The organism is Bradyrhizobium sp. 139 (genome assembly GCF_023074175.1).
In the GTDB taxonomy this organism is placed as follows: domain Bacteria; phylum Pseudomonadota; class Alphaproteobacteria; order Rhizobiales; family Xanthobacteraceae; genus Bradyrhizobium.
In genome coordinates this window covers 56,402-74,422 of record NZ_JADPKS010000036.1, presented here as the reverse complement: position 1 = coordinate 74,422, position 18,021 = coordinate 56,402, and the positions used below count along the sequence as shown (strand labels likewise).

Here is an 18,021-nt window from a genome sequence, read left to right as displayed (position 1 = left end):
CGTCTCTCATGACCTCAACTTCTCGAACCGCCCGGTGCGGACCCGCATGCCGGGTGGTGTGGCAGGGGAGCGACCCACAAGGTCGCCCCCTATGCCGATCGAGGGCGGGCTTGCTGCATCAGGCAATACTGTTATCCCGGCGACTAGGTCGTCGCAATCTAAACCCAACAACCGCTTGTCATTCGGCCTGCAATATTGACGAGGGGTCAAATTTGTAAGCCGATTGACACCCTTGAAATCACCCGTCTCTGCTCTCATCCTGGTAAGCAGCGTCGCTCACGCAGTGTTCGCAGGCGGCTTGCAGCGCCTGATGCATGTCCGCAATGAGATCACTCGGCCCCTCCATGCCAGCGTGAATACGAATCAACGGTCCATCAAATGAAACCATTGCTTCCGTTCGTTGAGGAGCATCGACAGGCAGCACAAGGCTCTCGTACCCACCCCACGACAATCCGATTCCAAAAAGGCGCAGTTTCTGGAAGAAAACCGAAAGCTGGGCCTTGGACATAGGTTTCAGAGCGACGCCGAACAGGCCACTTGCACCCAAGAAATCCCGTTTCCAAATATTGTAGCCGGGATGGTTTGGGAGCGCAGGGTGTAGAACCCGGCCCACTGCCGGGTGGTCTTCCAGGCTTTGAGCCAGCTTCAGGCCATTTTCGTAATGCTGCCTCATGCGAACGGCTAGTGTGCGCAGTCCACGAAGAGCTAAATAGATGTCATCTGGCCCAGCCATCTCCCCGAAATGATGAGCGCTTGGCTGCAGGAACGGCCACGCTTCCTTGTTAGCGGTAGCAATGCCCAGAAGGGCGTCGGAATGACCAACGATATACTTGGTCGCGGCATGGATCGAGATATCGACGCCATGGAGAAAGGGTTTGAAATAGAGCGGCGTCGCCCAAGTATTGTCCATGAGCACGAGCGCACCCGATTGATGTGCGATCGCGCATAGCGCGGGCAGATCCTGTACCTCAAACGTCATGGACCCCGGGGACTCCAGGTACACAGCTCGCGTTTTTGTCCCAATCTTCGCGAGTAGATCCGAAGGCTGTGTGGGATGGAAGTACTCCACCTTCACCCCAAATCTAGTTAGAACCTGGGTCGCGAAAATCCTCACCGGTTCATAGACGTTATCGCAGATCAAAACATGATCCCCGGCCTTCAAGATCCCTAGAAGCGCGTGGGAGCACGCAGAGAGCCCCGAAGGGAACAAGATCGAACGATACCCGCCCTCCAGTTCACAAATGGCAGCCTCGAGAGCGCGAGACAGCGGTGAGCCGAATCGTCCGTAGTTCGTCACTGGATTCTGCTTGCGCCTATCCCACTCTTCGAGGTTTTCCGAAACGATCGTGGAACCTCGATAGACAGGAATATTGACCATCCCGGCGTGTTCAGCCGGCGCGCGACCGAGATGAGACAATTGCGTGTTGGGCTCTGGCAAGCGTTTATCCCAAGCGATGCGATCCATACCTCTCCTATCTGGGATCGCGCCGCTTAAATGCGCGGCGAATGCCCACTACTATCGATCTGCAACTCGTCTCCGGCGCGACGACTCGAGAACTCTGTATCGACGGCCTCTTTCGTCATCATATCCCAACCTTAGGGCAGCTCTCCTCCCAGATCGAAAGCGCGGTCGACCGCACAGTGAGACCGCGCCGGACCGCGCTCCCGAAAATCGGTGCTCAGCTTCATGCACTTCTAGGTCCATCACTACAGCAAAGGCTGGGCCAGACGCGCGGGCAGCGCGCTGCAGGCGGATTAACCCGGATTGGTCGGATGCCTCGGCACCAGGCGGATTTCTTGTCGGACAAAAGACGCTGCATGTCGGCTCCTCGCCAAATCGGTTAAATCGGGGTGATCTTGATGTGGGTCGACAATTGCACTTCTTATGAACTCGCGCGTGGCGTTGTTTTGCAGCTTCCCAGTGAAGGCCTAGTTGCTGCACGCTTATACTTATATCGAAGCGGGGAGCCTGACTTGCAGCACCAGTTGCGGTCGTTACGCCGCCGTCATGCAAGTTCGTGGTGCAAGAGAATTGCGCAGGCCCACTACGGTGAATGATCACAACTTACACGAACCGACACCTGACTGAATCGAGAGCGGCCCTTAACAGGCTTGAATCGTACCTAGCGTCAAGTTGTACTAACTAGCGGTTCGATTCTACGGAGACACATTCCGGCCTCAAGGTGCCGGCACGGCACATCTAGGATCTGCGAGGCGCGCTTGAGATGATGGTGGCAGCTCTTATTGTCCTTTCGATTGTCGCCGCCGGTGGGGCCGGCTACGGCGTCGGCACTCGGCGTTTTCGCAGCCGACGAGAGCGCGCGCGGCTGCATATGGCTACGGCCCACTCCGCAGAGAGCTGCAGCAGTCATGCGCCGTCGCGCAACTCGCTCGAGCAACCCGCCTGCTGGCAACCAGAACCAGATCTTGCGGACCAGAAGCGCTCGACAATAGCCCGCGAGGGCTAAACAATTCACGCGCCCGGGATCACCTCTCACCTGCAGAATTCGCTGCCGGCCCCCCTCGGCAAGGTGCAGCTGAGGCGCGAGTTCTTACGTTGTGCTGCGGCGTGTCGCGGCTCCAGAACTACGACAGATGCGTTTCTTCGGCGGGGACGTCCGAATGGAGCGGCGTGCCGCAAGCGGCTCGCGTTTCGACGCGCTAAGTTCAAATAATTTGAAACGCAAGTGAGTCAAATGATACCGCGAAGAAGAACCCCAATCCAAGATCGTATGCTGGCTGGAACCAGGCGTGTCTATTCGATTGCCTGCACGCTAACGGAGCTTATGCGCGGTGCGAGGCTTGTTCGCCGATCCTTGCGCTGTACGATCGTCGATCCGCTTTCGGAGGCTTAACATTCGGGCTCATCAGCCTCATACTGTCAATGATCGTGGCAAGCCCCGTCTTTCAGAAAACAGGTGATCAGGATTGCAGCGAGGGCGCCGATCCCACACTCTGTCTGCCGGAATGCCGCACGGGTCTGACCAGCGCATGCGCGACGTACAGCTCGATTTCAGTGAAGGAGCTTCCGGACGTCCTAGTCAAGGCGACGCTGGCAACTGGGGATCGCCGCTTCTATAGCCATTTCGGCATTGACCTTACCGCGATCGCGCTCTCATTGCATGCGGGCCCGGGCACAAAGGCCGTGCGCTCGTCCATTACCCAGAAGGTTGCGAGAATTCTATTCCCCTCAGATGAACGCACTCTGGAGGTCAGGATTCAGGAGGCGCTTGTCGCAATTTGGCTCGAATGGCGGCTCAGCAAGGATGAAATCCTGAAGATCTACCTAAACCGTGTGCAGATCGGAGACGGCATCTTCGGCGTCAGTGAAGCTGCGCAGATTTATTTCCACAAGCAGGTTCAGGATATCGAACTTGGCGAAGCAGCCCTGCTTGCTGGCCTGATAAATGCGCCACTAGATCCACCTTCGCATGTTGCTCTTCTGAATGCGCGTGAGCGTGCAAACCTAGTTCTGGACACCCTCGTCGAGACCGGGCTCATCACTAATGATCAGCTGTTCGCGGCAAAGCAAAAACATCCGGCACGCCTGATCTTCATGCATCAGGACGCGTCGCCGAATCGAAGAGATCGAGGTGAGCGTGATCTCGCGGAAGATGATTGCCACCGCTGCCATGGAGTGGAGGGTAGCACAGCTGATTGACTGCAAATTCGTATCGCACCAATGGGAATGTAACTGGCGGAACGCGATTCATCGGCAAGAGGCCGGTTGCCTGGCGATAGCCGGGAGGCTGACGGTCGGATCGTCGCCCAACGGGCCGACGGTTTCCAGGTATGTTGCGTGCCCGCTGGACGGCCCATCCATCGTTCTGCTCGAGCATGATCACACCGATGAGGCGAATGATGACGCCCTCATTGGTGAAGATGCTGACATAATCGAGACGTACTCGTTGAAGTCGTATCTGATCGAAACCTGCCAGCGTCCTCATACAGTTGACGACAGCGCGAGATGTGCGAGGGATTGAGCAAAGTCTTCATTGCTGCATCCGTCCTATCGTAATGAATGGTGTCTGGCGAGATGGTGAAAGCATGCGGCAACAACCTGAAGCGATGCCGCGCGAAGCACTATGCATTAAGACGATTCTTCGTTCCCTCTAAGGAGCCTGGGCCAGTAGTGTCCGTCTTTCGTCGGTCGCGACCCAAAAATCGCCTGGCCAACTCTAATGACGTCAGCCCCCTCTTCGATTGCCATCTCGAAGTCGCTTGTCATGCCCATAGAGAGCAGGTTAAGTCCTGACGACGCCCTATCGCGTAGCGCGTCTCGCAGCTGCCGCAGCAACTTGAAACATTCGCGAACCTTAGCGGCGTCTCCACTGAAGATGGCGAGAGTCATAAAGCCACGAGGAATCAGGGCCGGATAATCGGGAAGCCGACGCACAAACTCAGCCACTTCGTTCGGCGAGAGACCGTATTTGCTCTCCTCACCGGAGGTATTGACCTGGACGAACACGTCGAGACGTCTACCTTCGGCGCCAAGCCGGACCTGGAGCGCATCGGCCAATCGCAGGCTGTCTAACGCGTGAAACTCGCTGGCGAAATTGACCATCGACTTAACTTTATTTGTCTGAAGGTGGCCGATGATACTCCAGTCTAGCGACAGATCGGCGAGATCTCGAACCTTCCCCTCAGCCTCCTGAACCTTGTTTTCCCCGAAGTTCGACAGGCCGAGCTCGGAGGCCATGCGGACGATGGCCGATGGTACCCTTTTGCTGACGGGCAACAGTCGAACTTCTGAGCGCCGACGGCCTGCCCGTACGCAAGCCATGTTTATCCGGTGTTCAAGCTCATCGAGATTGGAGCGCAAAAGCGAGCGCCGATCATCCGTGAACCTCTCGCTGTCTATCTCTGACATCGTCCGCTCCCTGCTGGTCCCTGACTCTACTCTTCAGTGCGCGAGAGATCACGACATTCTGGATTTCGGTCGTTCCGTCCAGATATTGGGCGGCCTTTGCCGCGGTCAGATGACGCGCTATCGGCGTCTCGGCCAAAAGCGCTCTCGCGCCAATCGATTGCATACACTGTATGATGCCATTCATTGCGGCTCTCGCCGGCGAACTTTTTCGCGTGGGCGGCGTCAACGCTAGCGCGCTCACCGCGATCGAGCTCGGATGCCGCAGCAGAGAACAACAGCCGCGCGGCGTGAAGGTCCGTCGCGACGTCCGCCAGCAGCCATAGCAGCCCCTGAAAATCGATGGTTTTCGAACCAAAGGCGGTCCGGTCGTTCGTGGCCGCCAGCGCGCAATCGAGCGAGGCCTCCATCATTCCACAGCACAGGGCTGCGACGAGCGTTCGGGCCAGTCGACACCGGCCATGGCACGTTTGACGCCGTCGCCCGGAGGAAAGAGCACTGCATCCTCGTCGACGAGGCAATCCGACAGTTCGATCCCAGCGAGCCCCATGGAGTGACGCCCGACTAGATCGTACGGCCGCGTCACCGATAAGCCCGCAGATCGTCGCTCCACCAGAAAGCCCGCAATGCCGGACGCGCCCGCTGTTTGATCCGTCTGAGCATAAACGAGAAAGAGATCCGATTCAGCGGCGTTGGTGATCCACGCTTTCGAGCCATTGAGGCACCACCCGCTTCCGTCGCGCTTTGCACTCGTTCGCATCGCCGCTGCGTCCGACCCGGCGGATGGCTCGGTGATGCAGACCGAATGCAGCACGATGCCGGTGCGAACGGCTTCGAGGTGTCGCCTGTGCTGGGCGGGAGAGCCAAATTCGGCAATCGTACCTGCTGCTATGAACCGCAAGGCTAAAGGCGAAGGGAAAGTCGGCAGCGGCTAATCTCGCCAGGGCTTCTCCAGTCAACGCGTAGTCCAGACCGCATCCCCCATGTGGAGGGGAACACGGAGCGATCCCAATCCCAGATCAATGGCGCGCCTTATCTCGGCACCCGCCATCGACCTCGTCGATTCCCAGTTTGCCGCCTTCGGCGCGATCGTATCGCGGGCGAAATCTCGCAGTGGCTAAGATGTCCATGGCATCATTCCTGATCTACAGGGTCTGTACGCCAAGGAGAATGAGCCACTTGCTTGCAAGTGGCCCAAGTCGGCGTTGACGACTTCGACCGGAGAAAGGGTGCGTGCCTTATAGGCCGTGAGAAGCTCGGAGCCTGAAAAGAACGTAGGATCACACATCGATGACTCGTGCTTGAAGGACATCTCGCGCGCTCTCGCTTCCGAAGAGCGCTGATGAAATTCTCAAGGTTGAACTTGCGTCTCAGCTTGATGAGAAACGCGTAAGCGAGAGTCCCGCCCTTCAACGGCGCAGACCGCTCGCCATGGATTCTGCGGAGAAAATGTGCCGACACTACTCCAACTCCAGGCCGTCCAGCACATCCGAAACCTTTTTCTCGGCCTCGGGAGGCAATGGCAGTATTGGACGCGGAGGATCGGCGGCGCAGAGCCCCTTGAGTTTTGCAACTGCGTATACTACACGCAAGCTCGAGAAGGCCTTGAATAAGTGCCAGATTGGCTGCAGACGCTCGTTCAGCCGTCGTGCGTCCGCGCTATTGCCGTTCTGCGCGGCACGGACAAGCGCCAGGCAGGTCTTCGGGAAAATTCCTCCCAAAACGCTATACCAAGTCTCACCACCGGCCAGGAGCGCACCCAGACAGTTCCAGTCGACGCTGTAACCAAGTGAAAAACCACTCGGGACGACGGCCTGCAGATCCTGCAGATGGCCCTCAACAGCGGAAGCATCAGGCGCGGGACTCTTTACCGCGATAATTCCCTCAACTCGGCTCAACCGGCCGATCAAGGCTGGCGTAAAGTGGAAGTGCGTCGTGCCGGGATTGTCATAGATGCAAATCGGAAGCCCGCTCTCCCTTGATACAGTGGCGAAATGCTCGAATATCTCCTCGTCAGTGAGCGGCGTATAGCAAACGGGCGCTAGAAGACCGGCAGCAGCGCCAGCGGCGCGTGCGTCCTGGGCCAATCTCACGGCATCATCGGTTCGGAGCGCGCCGACTCCCACCAATACGGGAGTCTTGCCCGTCGCCAAGCCGACAGTCGCTTCGACGGCCCGCCGGCGTTCGTCGCGGCTGAGATAGGGATACGAACCTGTGCTTCCGAGCAGGCCTACAGAATCCACGCCTGCCGCAAGCAACGGCTTCACCAACGTCGCGAGAGACGGCACATCGACCCGGCCCTGCCGATCGGAGGGCGTGATTGGAAAGGCGGAAAGTCCTTTGAGATTGATCATCATTCGATCCCTTTCATTGGCTTTCTCTTGGTGGACTAGCGTAGCTCGAAGGTTGACTTCCCTCAGAAGGCATCTGGTGCAGTGCCATTCGGCAGAACGCGCCTGATCGCGACCTCCCCTCGGAACTCCCCCCTGCGCAATACCTAGACTGCCTTACGCAACCCCCTACGGTCAAACGTACAGCCACTTCGGACCGCTTTGGCCGCGATCGCGGCGGTAGTGAGCAGCCGGGAACAAGATCAGTGCAACTGTCATCCCCTCGCAGGCCATACTGCGGGGGATGGCAAGATCTGAAGTCAGCGACTAGCCGCCGATATCGCCCGAGATAATATCGCCGAACAACTCCCAACGCTCGCCTTTAAACCGCATCAACTGCAGTTGGCTGATGGGGACGAAATCGGTTGGCGAAGTGTCGATCGTGATGCCAGGCAGCAGCACCTCAGTGCGGTAGGTCTTCAAGTTGGCGGCCTGCTTCATGACATTGGCACGAGTAAGGTCATTGCCGCACTGCTTGAGTGCCTGGACGAGGAGCGGGCCACAAACCGCGAAACTCTCGTGATCAAGGGGAAGCGGCGTAGATCCGGCGGTCGTGCAGTGAAGGAGTGCGTTCTTACCTGGGGAGATCTCGCCTTGCGTCCGAAAGGGCGACGGTGTCGAGCCGGAGCGAGAAGTCAGTCGCTCCACGCTTCCTCCCCACAATCGGTCGCCCTCATGCGTTTGCGCTATTCCATAGCCATACATAGTGTAATAGTCGAGTTTGTCGCCCTCGGGAAAATCCCTGGGAGCGCCATGCAGGCGTAGATAGCGCCCGTCGCGATGCCGGCCAGCACTTGGTTGGTGAATAGCTCCATCGTGCCGGCTCCTCAGTAACTCAGATAGGATTTGTGGATTTCTTCGTTGTTCGCGATGTCTTTGGCATTGCCCGACATCACGATGCGTCCGGTCTCGATCACGTAGGCTTGGTCTGCGAGCTCGAGCGCGAGCTGGGCGTTCTGCTCGACCACCAGGATCCACACCTTGTCCTCGCGATTGATCTTGCCGAGGATGCCGAACAGGTCGCGCACGACCAGCGGCGCCAGCCCGAACGAGGGTTCGTCCAGCAGCATCAGTCGCGGCCGCAGCATCAGCGCGCGGGCGACCGCGAGCATCTGCTGCTCGCCGCCGGATCCGAGAGGTTCGGAAACGGTGCCACGTTCTGGAAGGTGCGGCCGATACCGATCTCGGCGATCCGGTGCGCCGGCCGCGACAGGATGCTCACGCCCTCCATCAGGATGTCGCTGGACGACGGCTGATAGAGCCGGGACAGGCAGTTGAAGAGCGTGGTCTTGCCGGCGCCGTTGGGGCCGATCAATCCGAGGATCTGGCCCTTGTGCATGTCAAAGGATACGCCGTTGAGTGCAGCGATGCCGCCGAACACGACGCTGACGTTGCGAACCGCGAGCAGGGGCGATGTCCCCTGCGCGAGCTGTGCCTGCGTCATCTCGTCTCGCCCACGTTGTTGAGTGGGCGGAGGGGCGATGCGAACCGCTCCCGGCAATGACGAAAGCTATCTGATCCCCTCGGCCACACGCGCAAACTCTTCCCCTACTCTCCGGCTTCATTCTTATTGTTTTTAATTGCAACACTTGCGATGCTCCATCCAGCACGAGTCCATGCTGTAATGCTCGCTCCGCCCACAGCAACTGCGTCACCAGTCTGCCTTGCCAAATTCCTGACCTGCGCACGTTGCGTCAACAAGGTCCAGTTTCGTGCAGAATCCGATCAACAGGATTTCAAGCTGGTCCAGTGCAATCCTTTCAGCGCCGCCTGTTAATCCAGCAGCTTGCGTCGAGCCTGAATGGGTCCTTAGGCTGGTCGCCGTGCAGGTGCTTCTCGGCTCTGCAAGTTCGTAACTATCCGAAGCTGCGACCCATGCATGATTATGGCATGTCCTTGTGCCAGTGCCGGAGCACTCCCTCGGCTTGAGCGCCGCATCGGGTTATTCGCCGAACGACGTCTGAAGCGACAAGGTGACCTAACGATTGGCAACGCGAAACGCCAATGCCGGGACGACTTGTCATCGTGGACGCCTCTCATGCAGATGGCGCTCGCACAAACAAGCAGAGACATGTGCAGAGCCAACACGCTCAACCGCGACGAGGTTGATCGCCTCTATCACTCTATCGAAGTGTTCTCATGAAGGAAGGCGGCGTACCTGGTTCTCCATACAGGTTCAAAAGATTCTTCGCCGGCAATCGCGTCGGACTGGTACCCCAAGCGCAAAGGCGTTTCGGTCGATGCCACCGAGTTATAAAGGGCGGACGGCTCCGGTGCGACAGGCTTGCATGAACTGCTGCTCACGGGCGCGCCCGCTGCTCGCAAATTTCACGAGATCTTCCCGGGCAGATCTACCCTCCGAACGCTTGTTGGTCTTGGCTCCTGCAAACGACAATCCGGCCCCGAGCTATATTGTGATCGTCGGACGCAGTTTCATCGGACTTGAACTCGCCGCGCCCCATCGTCGAGCAGCCCCCGAATCCATCTGATTGAGTCACAGCTGCAGTTGCTTTGCACGATCCTGCTCCAGCTGAGCGGCTGGTCCCGCCGTCGCGACACAGGTCGCGGGATTCCCTCGTCGATACTCGGACGTTTTCTCTGTGGCGCGGTAATATGGTAGGCTCGACGTGTATGACTTTGATCGAAGAGGGAAGCTTTTCTTCCCCGCAGTAATTGGCCTATTGTTTGTTTCAAGATCGTTACGATTCAGTAGACCAGCATCACGATGGCACGGCGACGAAGCATCATTTCAATCCCCTCACTCGGTTCGCTGGACAAAACTGCGGGCCGGGTAGGACAGCAACTCACGCAGGCCCTTCGCGAAGCTATTTCCAAAGGGGAGTTGAAGCCTGGCGAGCGTTTGCCGTCGACACGGGCGCTGGCAACATCACTGCATCTCGCGCGAGGCACCGTCATCGAGGCGTTTCATCAATTGCATGCAGAAGGTTATCTGGAAGCCCGATCGAGGGGCGGCACGGTTGTCACAAACGTCAATTCTGCCAGTGGATTTGTCAGCCAGACGCATTCCCCGAAGGAATCTGCGCTGATCGGTCCCGGACTGCCAGCAAATGTGGCTCGCCTCGCAGAGGTAGCGCGAACTCTTCGCCCGCAAAGGGCGGCGCCTTTCGCCATTGCCCATCCTGCAGGCGGAGTCGCGCCCGACGACAAATGGAGACGTCTCGGCAATCGCGTGCGCGCCATGCGCGTTGCTGCTCCATCGGGCTACATCGACTCGCGGGGATTGTTTGAATTGAGGGTCGCTATAGCCGACTACGTTCGCAAGGCACGCGGTGTCAAATGCGACCCCGGTCAGGTCGTGATCACGGCTGGCATACAACAGGGATTGTTTTTGGCCGCGACCGTGCTTCTATCGCCAGGCGACGCGATCTGGGCCGAAGATCCCGCGTACCCTGGAATTGTCGCAGTGCTCGGAAACTTCGATGTGAGCACACATCGAATTCCGGTCGATGCCCAAGGAATTGACGTTCAGGAAGGGCTTAACCGCTGCCCTGGTGCACGCGTCGCCTTCGTTACTCCTTCGCATCAATATCCCTTGGGAATGCCAATGAGCATGGCACGCCGCACTGCGCTACTTTTGTGGGCACGACAGAACAACGCCTGGATCGTCGAAGACGATTACGACAGCGAACTCCGCTATGCCGGCCATCCCTTCCCATCCCTTCAAGGATTGGATTCGGCCCGCGTCATCTACATCGGGACAATGAGCAAGGTTCTGGTTTCTTCGATGCGCTTAGGATACGCCATCGTGCCGCCTTCACTCGTCGATGCGTTCGCAGGGGCACGGGCTCTGATCGACCGCCATTCCCCCGCAGCTGATCAGTATGTACTTGCGCAGTATATGCGTGAGGGCCACTTCGAGGCACATATCCGCCGCATACGGAGCGCCTATGCCGAACGACGCACTGTCCTGATTGCCGCAATAGAGGAAGAGCTGCCAGCCTGGGCCACCCTGCAATCCAGCGACCAAGGAATGCACCTTGTTCTCTGCCTGCCATCCGGGCTCGACGATGTAGAGCTCGCAGATCGAGCCGAGAAAATTGGCTTGGTCGTGCGGCCGATCTCACCAATGTATCACGACACGCCACCGCGTTGCGGCTTGATGCTCGGTTTCGGAGGATTTTCGGTGCCGGAATTGAGGGGCGCAGTGATTCGGCTAAGAACGCTCCTGGACGCTTCCGTCGGTGCTGTAAAAGGCTCGAAATTGTCGAAGCCGCCGGGCCTGGAAGCGGTGAGCTAAGACGGCCGGCACAGCGCACACATCCAGGTCTTGTAGACAGGCGCGTCGACCGCGATTTCGGTGTTCACGTGAGCACTTTGGTTGCTCATGACAGCTTCCCCCATTCCTCTGGCAGGGTTCATGAGCTCGATTTAGGGCAAGTCTGGCTTATCCAACAGTGCCAGATAATTGCATTTTTACTGGACCAGTTTCTTGCCTCTGATGCTAGTCTGTGTTTCGCCGATCGTGATCATCACTTAGCGTGCGGTTCGTGCGTTCGACCTGGCCGTTGGTCCAGGATGGTTTGGCTTGGTGAGCCGGTGCTCGATGTCTTGCTCGCGACAGATACGATCGAATCCGTGGAGTCGATAGCGAGCGGTCGGCCCCTGAGCGGTGCTTTGGCATTCGCAGAACTGCACGCCGTTGTCGGTAAGAACTGTGTGGATCCTATAAGAAACCGCCTTGATCAAGGCCTCCAGGAACGTCGACGCAGTTTCGAGGGTGGCGGAGCTACGTAGCTGAGCAAAGGCGAACTTCAATGTCCGATCCACAGCCATGAATAGGCGCAACTTGCCCTCTTGGATGCGAACTTCGGCGATATCGACGCGGAAGTAGCCGATGGGATATTGCTTGAACGGTTGTCTAGCCGGCTTTTCGCCGGCACCTCTGGCAGACGACTGATTCCATGACGCTGCAAACATCGGTGCAACGACGAGTTGGTCAAATGCGCGATCGTCGCCTGGAGCGCATACTGGCAGTCGTCCAGCGGCAAGAGCGCGTATTTGCGAACGCAATCACAATCGCTTCTTCTTCGGCCGAAAGCACCGTCGAGCGGGGAGCCTTCAGACCCATCGGCGCATCGTGAACGAGCGCTCGCCGACGCCACTAGGTGACGGTCTTCTTATTGAGCCCAGACTGGGCGGCTACGCCAAGCGGATCAGCGATCTCTTGGCCGAGGCGCATTGCGCAGTGAAGGACGAGGGGTGGCCGGGTGGCGAACTGCGCATTGGGTCGATGGAGACGACGGCGGCGTTACGCCTACCACCGTTGCTCACCCATTACGGGATCGCGCTTATCCCGATGTTGACGTCCAGGTCGAGACGGGCCCGACCGCAGCGTTAGTTGACAGCGTATTGGCTCGAAAACTTGATGGAGCTTTTGTCTCTGCACCCGCCACGCACGGTGAACTGACCTGCACACCGGTCGTGGAGGAGGAGCTGGTGCTGATCACGCCGATGGTGACGTCTCCCCAACACCTCAGCAAATTCCTAGCTTCGGGAAGCGGCCGCAAGGTGATCGTGTTTCGCGCCGGCTGCTCCTGTCGACAGCGCCTGTCGGAATATCTTGCGCATCGTGGTTTCGTCGACCTGCGCTGGATGGAAATGGGAACGCTCGACGGGATCATCGGTTGTGTGGCGGCTTCGGTGGGGCTGTCGTTGGTGCCCCGCGTGGTCGCTGATTCTGCCGAACGACAGGGCTTGATCCACCTACATTCGTTGCCGAACGGGACCGGCAGGGCCACCACGGTTTTCGTTCATCGCAAGGACGCATTCGTGTCCTCCGCCCTGCGGGCGTTCATGGAATGCGCCGGATCGGGAACGAACCAAACAGCCCCGCCCGAGCTACCGGCAGTGGCGCTCAACCAGCCTCAAAAGACGACCTCGCTGCCTTGACTGAGGCCACGATGAAGCGATGCACTTCCTGAACGCGCCGTGTTTCGTGCGTATCGGGATGTGACGTCAGCCAGTAATTCCGCACGAAACGGATGTCGGGAAGCAGACGCCGCAATTCGGGATAGCGCTGGGCCACGTAGTCATGAAGGATTCCGACGCCGTGTCCACCGAGAACAGCCTCGATCTGCGCAACGACGCTGCCGCATTCATAGCGTCGCGACATGAGCCGGCCGAGCACCGAGGCATAGTCCAATGCCCTGCTGTAGACGAAATCCTCGACCTGGGTGACGAACAGGCGGCCGGCAAGATCGGCCTGCGTCTTGATGGAACCCTCGCGCGCCAGATAAGCATCGGCAGCATAGACACTGAGCGTGTAGTCGGTGAGCTTGGAGAGGATCAGGTTGCCCTGCTTGGGCCGGTCCAGCGTGATCGCAACGTCAGCCTCGCGCCTTGACAATGAGAACGTGCGCGGAAGCGGCACGAGTTGAATGACAAGGCCCGGGTGCTTCGCTGCCAGTGCGCCCAGCCGATCGGCTAGGAAGTAGTTGCCAAGCCCGTCCGGCGCCCCTACGCGCACTGTTCCGGTGAGGGCCTCGGCGGCGCCTCCAATGCTCGATCCCACTTTGAGGAATTCGCTCTCTGCGCGCTCGGCCGCGGCGACAAGCGCCTCGCCCGCCGCCGTCAGCGTGCAGCCTGAAGTGTGTCGTTCGAGCAGTTTGGCGTTCAAGCCACTCTCCAGCGCCGTCAGTTGCCGGGCGACCGTTGCATGGTTTAGCCGTAGGTTTTTCGAGGCCTTCAGAATCTGGCGGGCACGCGCCACCTCTAGGAATTTCCGAACGCGCTCCCAATCCATTGACTACACTTTCTGCACAACGGAGCCGCGAATTCGGCCGTTGATGCCGCTTTTTAATGCGCTGCATATCTGGCTCGATCAAGCATCATCTTAGGGAGAGCAGCCAATGCCTGTGACTATTCTGAACTTCATCAATGGCGAGTTGGTGCCGAGCCGGGGCCCTCGCACCGCGCCGGTTTACAATCCCGCGACCGGCGAGCAATCGGCAACGCTCGGACTTGCTACGATGGAAGACGTGCGATCGGCCACAGAGGCGGCCCGCAAGGCGTTCCCGGCCTGGGCGAACACACCGCCACTGCGGCGTGCTCGTATTCTCAATCGTTTCCTGCGGATCATGGAGGACCGAATCGATGAACTTGCCCAAGTAATCACCGCCGAACACGGCAAGGTGCTCTCGGATGCGAAGGGCGAGATCCAACGCGGCATGGAGGTGGTGGAGTTCGCGACGGGCGCGCCGCAGCTGCTCAAGGGAGAGATCAGCGAGAATGTCGGCACCCGTGTCGACAGCCACTCGCTGCGTCAACCGCTCGGGGTGGTTGCTGGTATCACGCCGTTCAATTTCCCGGCGATGGTCCCGATGTGGATGTTCCCGGTTGCGCTGGCCTGCGGCAATACTTTTATCCTCAAGCCGTCAGAGCGCGATCCCTCGGCCTCGCTCATGCTTGCGCGGTGGCTGAAGGAGGCCGGACTGCCCGACGGCGTGTTCAACGTCGTGCATGGCGACAAGGAAGCGGTGGATGCCATTCTAACCGATCCGGACGTCGTCGCGGTCAGCTTCGTCGGCTCGACGCCGATTGCGCGATACATCTACGAGACGGCGACCAGCCACGGCAAGCGCTGCCAGGCACTGGGCGGCGCCAAGAACCACATGATCGTTATGCCTGACGCCGACATGGACCAGGCGGTCGACGCTCTCATGGGCGCGGCTTACGGCTCCGCCGGCGAGCGCTGCATGGCAATCTCGGTAGCCGTCCCGATCGGAGACACGACCGCCGACCATCTGATCGAAAAGCTGGCGCCCAAGGTCCGCGCGCTTAACATTGGTCCCGGTACCGACCCCGATGCCGAGATGGGCCCGCTGGTGACGAAGCAACACCTCGACAAGGTCCGAGGCTATATTGACGCCGGCGTTGACGAAGGCGCGAAGCTGATCGTGGACGGGCGCGATTTCCATCGCCAGGGCTACGAGAAGGGCTACTTCATCGGCGGCAGCCTGTTTGATCGCGTGACCACGGACATGAAGATCTATCGCGAAGAGATCTTCGGACCGGTGCTCGTGGTGGCTCGGGCCAAGTCCTATGACGATGCGGCCGACATGATCAACCAGCACGAGTTCGGCAACGGCACCGCAATCTTCACCAGGGATGGCGATGCGGCGCGTGAGTTCGCGCATCAGATCCAGGTCGGCATGGTGGGCATCAACGTACCGATCCCGGTGCCGATGGCATTCCATTCGTTCGGTGGATGGAAAGCCTCTCTGTTCGGCGACCATCACATGCATGGCCCCGAGGGCGTTCGCTTTTATACCAAGCTGAAAACGATCACGACCCGTTGGCCGACCGGCATCCGGGCCGGCGCCGAGTTCGTGATGCCGACGATGTCCTGATCTTCTCCGAATGGAAGGCCGTGGCAGCTCCACGGCCTTCTCACCCTCCAATTGGCGCAGACCTCAACTGGTGAACTCCGGCACATCGGCGCCAGAGAGGTCGATTCGGCCGATCAATCTGTGAATATCGCCCAACACCCAGAGATCTTTCACCTTCGGTCCCTCGAAAGTAAATACGGGCGCTCCGTACCACCAAAGATCGCACCCGCAGGGTGGACGCCAAACAGGGGCTTGCGGTGCAGGCCATGGAAACGAAGCTTGGCCGCAACGTGATTGCCTTCCTCGACCATGCCGAGGATATTCGACCACCTCTCCGATGAGAGGGATCGCCGCAGCCCGCACCCTCCGGCCAGCTGTGACATAAAGCCGCCAGGCGTTCGGCACCTTTGAAGCCACGGATCGATGGATCATTCCAGAGCAACTCGATCGTCCCCTGAAGCACTACGACATCGCCAATAACAAAGTCGACAAAAATCAGACCCGCCTTGGGATTTGGCACAAAATTGCCGAGCGTGTTTAAAAAGGAATTACCCGCAAAGCCCGGAACGGTGATCTGGTGCCCGCCACGTCAATGAAGCCCGCCTTGCCGCCGCGGTGAGAGATATCGCAATCGAACGATGATCCGTCATCTGAAGGCGCACATGACGCGACGAAGAACGTCGCTCACTGGCGGATCAGCTCACGCGCCGCATCGTCCAAGTCCTCGAACGCCTCCACCTCGCCGGGACCGATTTTCTCCAATGAAGCGGATCGTGCCGAGTCGATATGGCGCGAGCGATCGAGAGAAGTTCGGACCCGATTGACAGGCCCAGTTGCTTCTCGCTCTCTATGACCGCCTGAGTTGGCTATCAGGAACGCGAAAGGCGCCCTTGATCGTGTCCGGATTGCAACGCAGATCTGAACGTGAGTTTTCTGGAAGAACCCCCGTCAGATAGATGCGCTCACCCTCGATGAATATACCTCGCACTGTGTCAACGGGAGCTTCTCCGGCGTCCCGTCGAATTCGATGGAACATCTCGATCACAGCACAATCAAGGTTGCGGCGGAGGCCATCCGAGTGGTTTTGCGGAAGCTCGAACTTGGCCTTCGCTGATGTCGATAAGAGCTCGTCGTAGGCGATCTTGAGCTGAGCGACACCTGCAGCCGTAGTCAGATCCAAACACGGCCCTAGATCGATGGCCGCCCCTACGACCGCGGGTTTCCGATGCGACCAGCACCAACATCGCGGAGGCGCTGGCGAGACGAATGCCGACAAAGATGTTCGGAAGCGCCGCCGGAGGGATGACCTTGCGGAATAACTATTGCGGCGTCGCACCCATCGTCCGAGCCGACTTGATCAGGAGCGGGTCGACTTGTTTGACCGCCCTGATGGTGTCGGAGCGGATGCAGGGGTCGGATCGTTGTCTGCTGGGTGGGACAAAAATGGAAAGTGTGGGCAGCCGCAACCCCGATCATAGGTTCTTCGGAACAAATGGTGTGCGCTGGTCACAAGGAGATTCGTACCAACCGGGCAAGCAGTCTCGATCCGTTACGCCCCTGCTCCAGGCACCTGATAAGGCCGCACAACGAGATCAGCAGCGGCTGCCAGGTCCTTTCAGATTTTGTGATGCGGGGATTGGTCCGCACTATCCTGACAACGAATTTCGATTCGTCTCTGTCTGACGCTCTGAAGGCGCGGCAGCCTCACATCGGTGATGGTTCACGAAGTCAACCGCCCCCCGGCAATTACGACCAGTTCAACGTCTTCAATAAATGTCAGCTCGTCTGGTTGCACGGATGCGCTGAGCAATATTCCGGACAAGAACGCCGCCGGCGAAGTCGGCGTTCCCGATACCTCGTATCACTGCTCAGGCCAGTGCTCGACGGCGCGCCGATTATTCTCATCGGCTCCCGCGGAGCCGAGCCATCGATCATGGAAGGCATCTTTGCACAGAACAAAGAAGGGTGGCTCGATTTCCTCACGGCATACATATAGGGGTACATACGTGATGGCGAAACGCTGCGTCCTTATGCCGAGTCGCTCGCACGGAGGCTCGGCACAAATTTCCGCCTGTTGAAGATAGATGGCTTCGACGAACTATTTGCCGACCTCGGCAAAGAACTGGTAGGGCACGACCGCTACACAGCCGTTAGCGATGCGTCTGCGCAAGTTTCGCGGGTGCAGGCGTTTGACGAACGCGTGGTTCGCAGGCGCTTCGCTTGACGATCTCGATCCGGATCTAGCGCCATCCGTCCTGCGGGATTACTGCGAAAAACTCGGGCGCGCGCCGGTTACGCGCGACACCTGCGCGCGCTTATTCCTGAGCAAGGTCTTTTGGTAAGCGGACCCGCGCTCATCCTGTTCGGCAAGCGGCTGAAGGATTTTTCTCGCACGCCGTCATGTCAGTGGCAGAGG

Annotated in this window: 10 protein-coding genes and 4 pseudogenes; 4 read left to right on the top strand and 10 right to left on the bottom strand. The window is 58.9% G+C overall.

What is annotated here, in order from left to right; genetic code table 11:
* Positions 1 to 238: 238 nt before the first annotated feature.
* Entirely contained in the window at positions 239 to 1,465 is a 1,227-nt protein-coding gene (gene metC, locus IVA80_RS09580) for a cystathionine beta-lyase (protein WP_247428423.1), read from the bottom strand.
* 1,419 nt (positions 1,466 to 2,884) lie between these two features.
* On the opposite strand from metC, the gene IVA80_RS09575 reads away from it, so the two are divergent.
* Positions 2,885 to 3,661 carry a transglycosylase domain-containing protein gene (locus tag IVA80_RS09575; protein ID WP_247428420.1) on the top strand — a complete coding sequence of 259 codons (777 nt, stop codon included), beginning with the start codon at positions 2,885 to 2,887 and terminating at the stop codon, positions 3,659 to 3,661.
* Between the two features lie 48 nt (positions 3,662 to 3,709).
* Here the strand turns inward: IVA80_RS09575 and IVA80_RS09570 are convergent.
* From IVA80_RS09570 to IVA80_RS09540, 7 genes and pseudogenes are all read right to left on the bottom strand, one after another.
* Positions 3,710 to 3,914 (bottom strand): annotated as a pseudogene (locus IVA80_RS09570) (hypothetical protein); the annotation flags it as partial.
* A 176-nt stretch (positions 3,915 to 4,090) separates the two neighbouring features.
* The gene (locus IVA80_RS09565) at positions 4,091 to 4,870 is read right to left on the bottom strand and encodes a YggS family pyridoxal phosphate-dependent enzyme (RefSeq protein ID WP_247428417.1); all 780 of its coding nucleotides are present in this window, start codon (positions 4,868 to 4,870) and stop codon (positions 4,091 to 4,093) included.
* Positions 4,871 to 4,896: 26 nt separating this feature from the next.
* A complete protein-coding gene (locus tag IVA80_RS09560) occupies positions 4,897 to 5,280 on the bottom strand; it encodes an acyl-CoA dehydrogenase family protein (protein ID WP_247428415.1) in 384 nt (127 codons plus the stop codon).
* Positions 5,277 to 5,768 carry an acyl-CoA dehydrogenase gene (locus IVA80_RS09555; RefSeq protein ID WP_247428412.1) on the bottom strand — a complete coding sequence of 164 codons (492 nt, stop codon included), beginning with the start codon at positions 5,766 to 5,768 and terminating at the stop codon, positions 5,277 to 5,279. Before IVA80_RS09555 ends, IVA80_RS09560 begins: the two co-directional genes overlap by 4 nt.
* Positions 5,769 to 6,327: 559 nt before the next feature.
* Positions 6,328 to 7,221: a dihydrodipicolinate synthase family protein gene (locus tag IVA80_RS09550; RefSeq protein ID WP_247428410.1), complete on the bottom strand. Its 894-nt coding sequence runs from the start codon at positions 7,219 to 7,221 to the stop codon at positions 6,328 to 6,330.
* Positions 7,222 to 7,524: 303 nt separating this feature from the next.
* Positions 7,525 to 7,749, bottom strand: a pseudogene (locus IVA80_RS09545) (branched-chain amino acid ABC transporter substrate-binding protein); the annotation flags it as partial.
* A gap of 335 nt (positions 7,750 to 8,084) precedes the next feature.
* Positions 8,085 to 8,701: pseudogene (locus IVA80_RS09540) on the bottom strand (ATP-binding cassette domain-containing protein).
* Between the two features lie 1,281 nt (positions 8,702 to 9,982).
* Here IVA80_RS09540 and IVA80_RS09535 point away from each other — a divergent pair.
* Entirely contained in the window at positions 9,983 to 11,515 is a 1,533-nt protein-coding gene (locus IVA80_RS09535; protein ID WP_247428408.1) for a PLP-dependent aminotransferase family protein, read from the top strand.
* Positions 11,516 to 11,746: 231 nt separating this feature from the next.
* On the opposite strand, the pseudogene IVA80_RS09530 reads toward IVA80_RS09535, so the two are convergent.
* Positions 11,747 to 12,457, bottom strand: a pseudogene (locus IVA80_RS09530) (DDE-type integrase/transposase/recombinase); the annotation flags it as partial.
* 20 nt (positions 12,458 to 12,477) lie between these two features.
* Here IVA80_RS09530 and IVA80_RS09525 point away from each other — a divergent pair.
* Positions 12,478 to 13,167: a LysR substrate-binding domain-containing protein gene (locus IVA80_RS09525; protein WP_247428405.1), complete on the top strand. Its 690-nt coding sequence runs from the start codon at positions 12,478 to 12,480 to the stop codon at positions 13,165 to 13,167.
* On the opposite strand, the gene IVA80_RS09520 is transcribed toward IVA80_RS09525, so the two are convergent.
* Positions 13,133 to 14,020 (bottom strand): LysR family transcriptional regulator, encoded by an 888-nt coding sequence (locus IVA80_RS09520; RefSeq protein WP_247428402.1) that lies wholly within the window; start codon positions 14,018 to 14,020, stop codon positions 13,133 to 13,135. The genes IVA80_RS09525 and IVA80_RS09520 overlap by 35 nt on opposite strands.
* A gap of 106 nt (positions 14,021 to 14,126) precedes the next feature.
* Between IVA80_RS09520 and IVA80_RS09515 the strand changes: the two genes are divergently transcribed.
* Positions 14,127 to 15,626, top strand: a complete 1,500-nt coding sequence (locus IVA80_RS09515) for a CoA-acylating methylmalonate-semialdehyde dehydrogenase (RefSeq protein ID WP_247428399.1) — start codon at positions 14,127 to 14,129, stop codon at positions 15,624 to 15,626.
* Positions 15,627 to 18,021 lie beyond the last annotated feature (2,395 nt).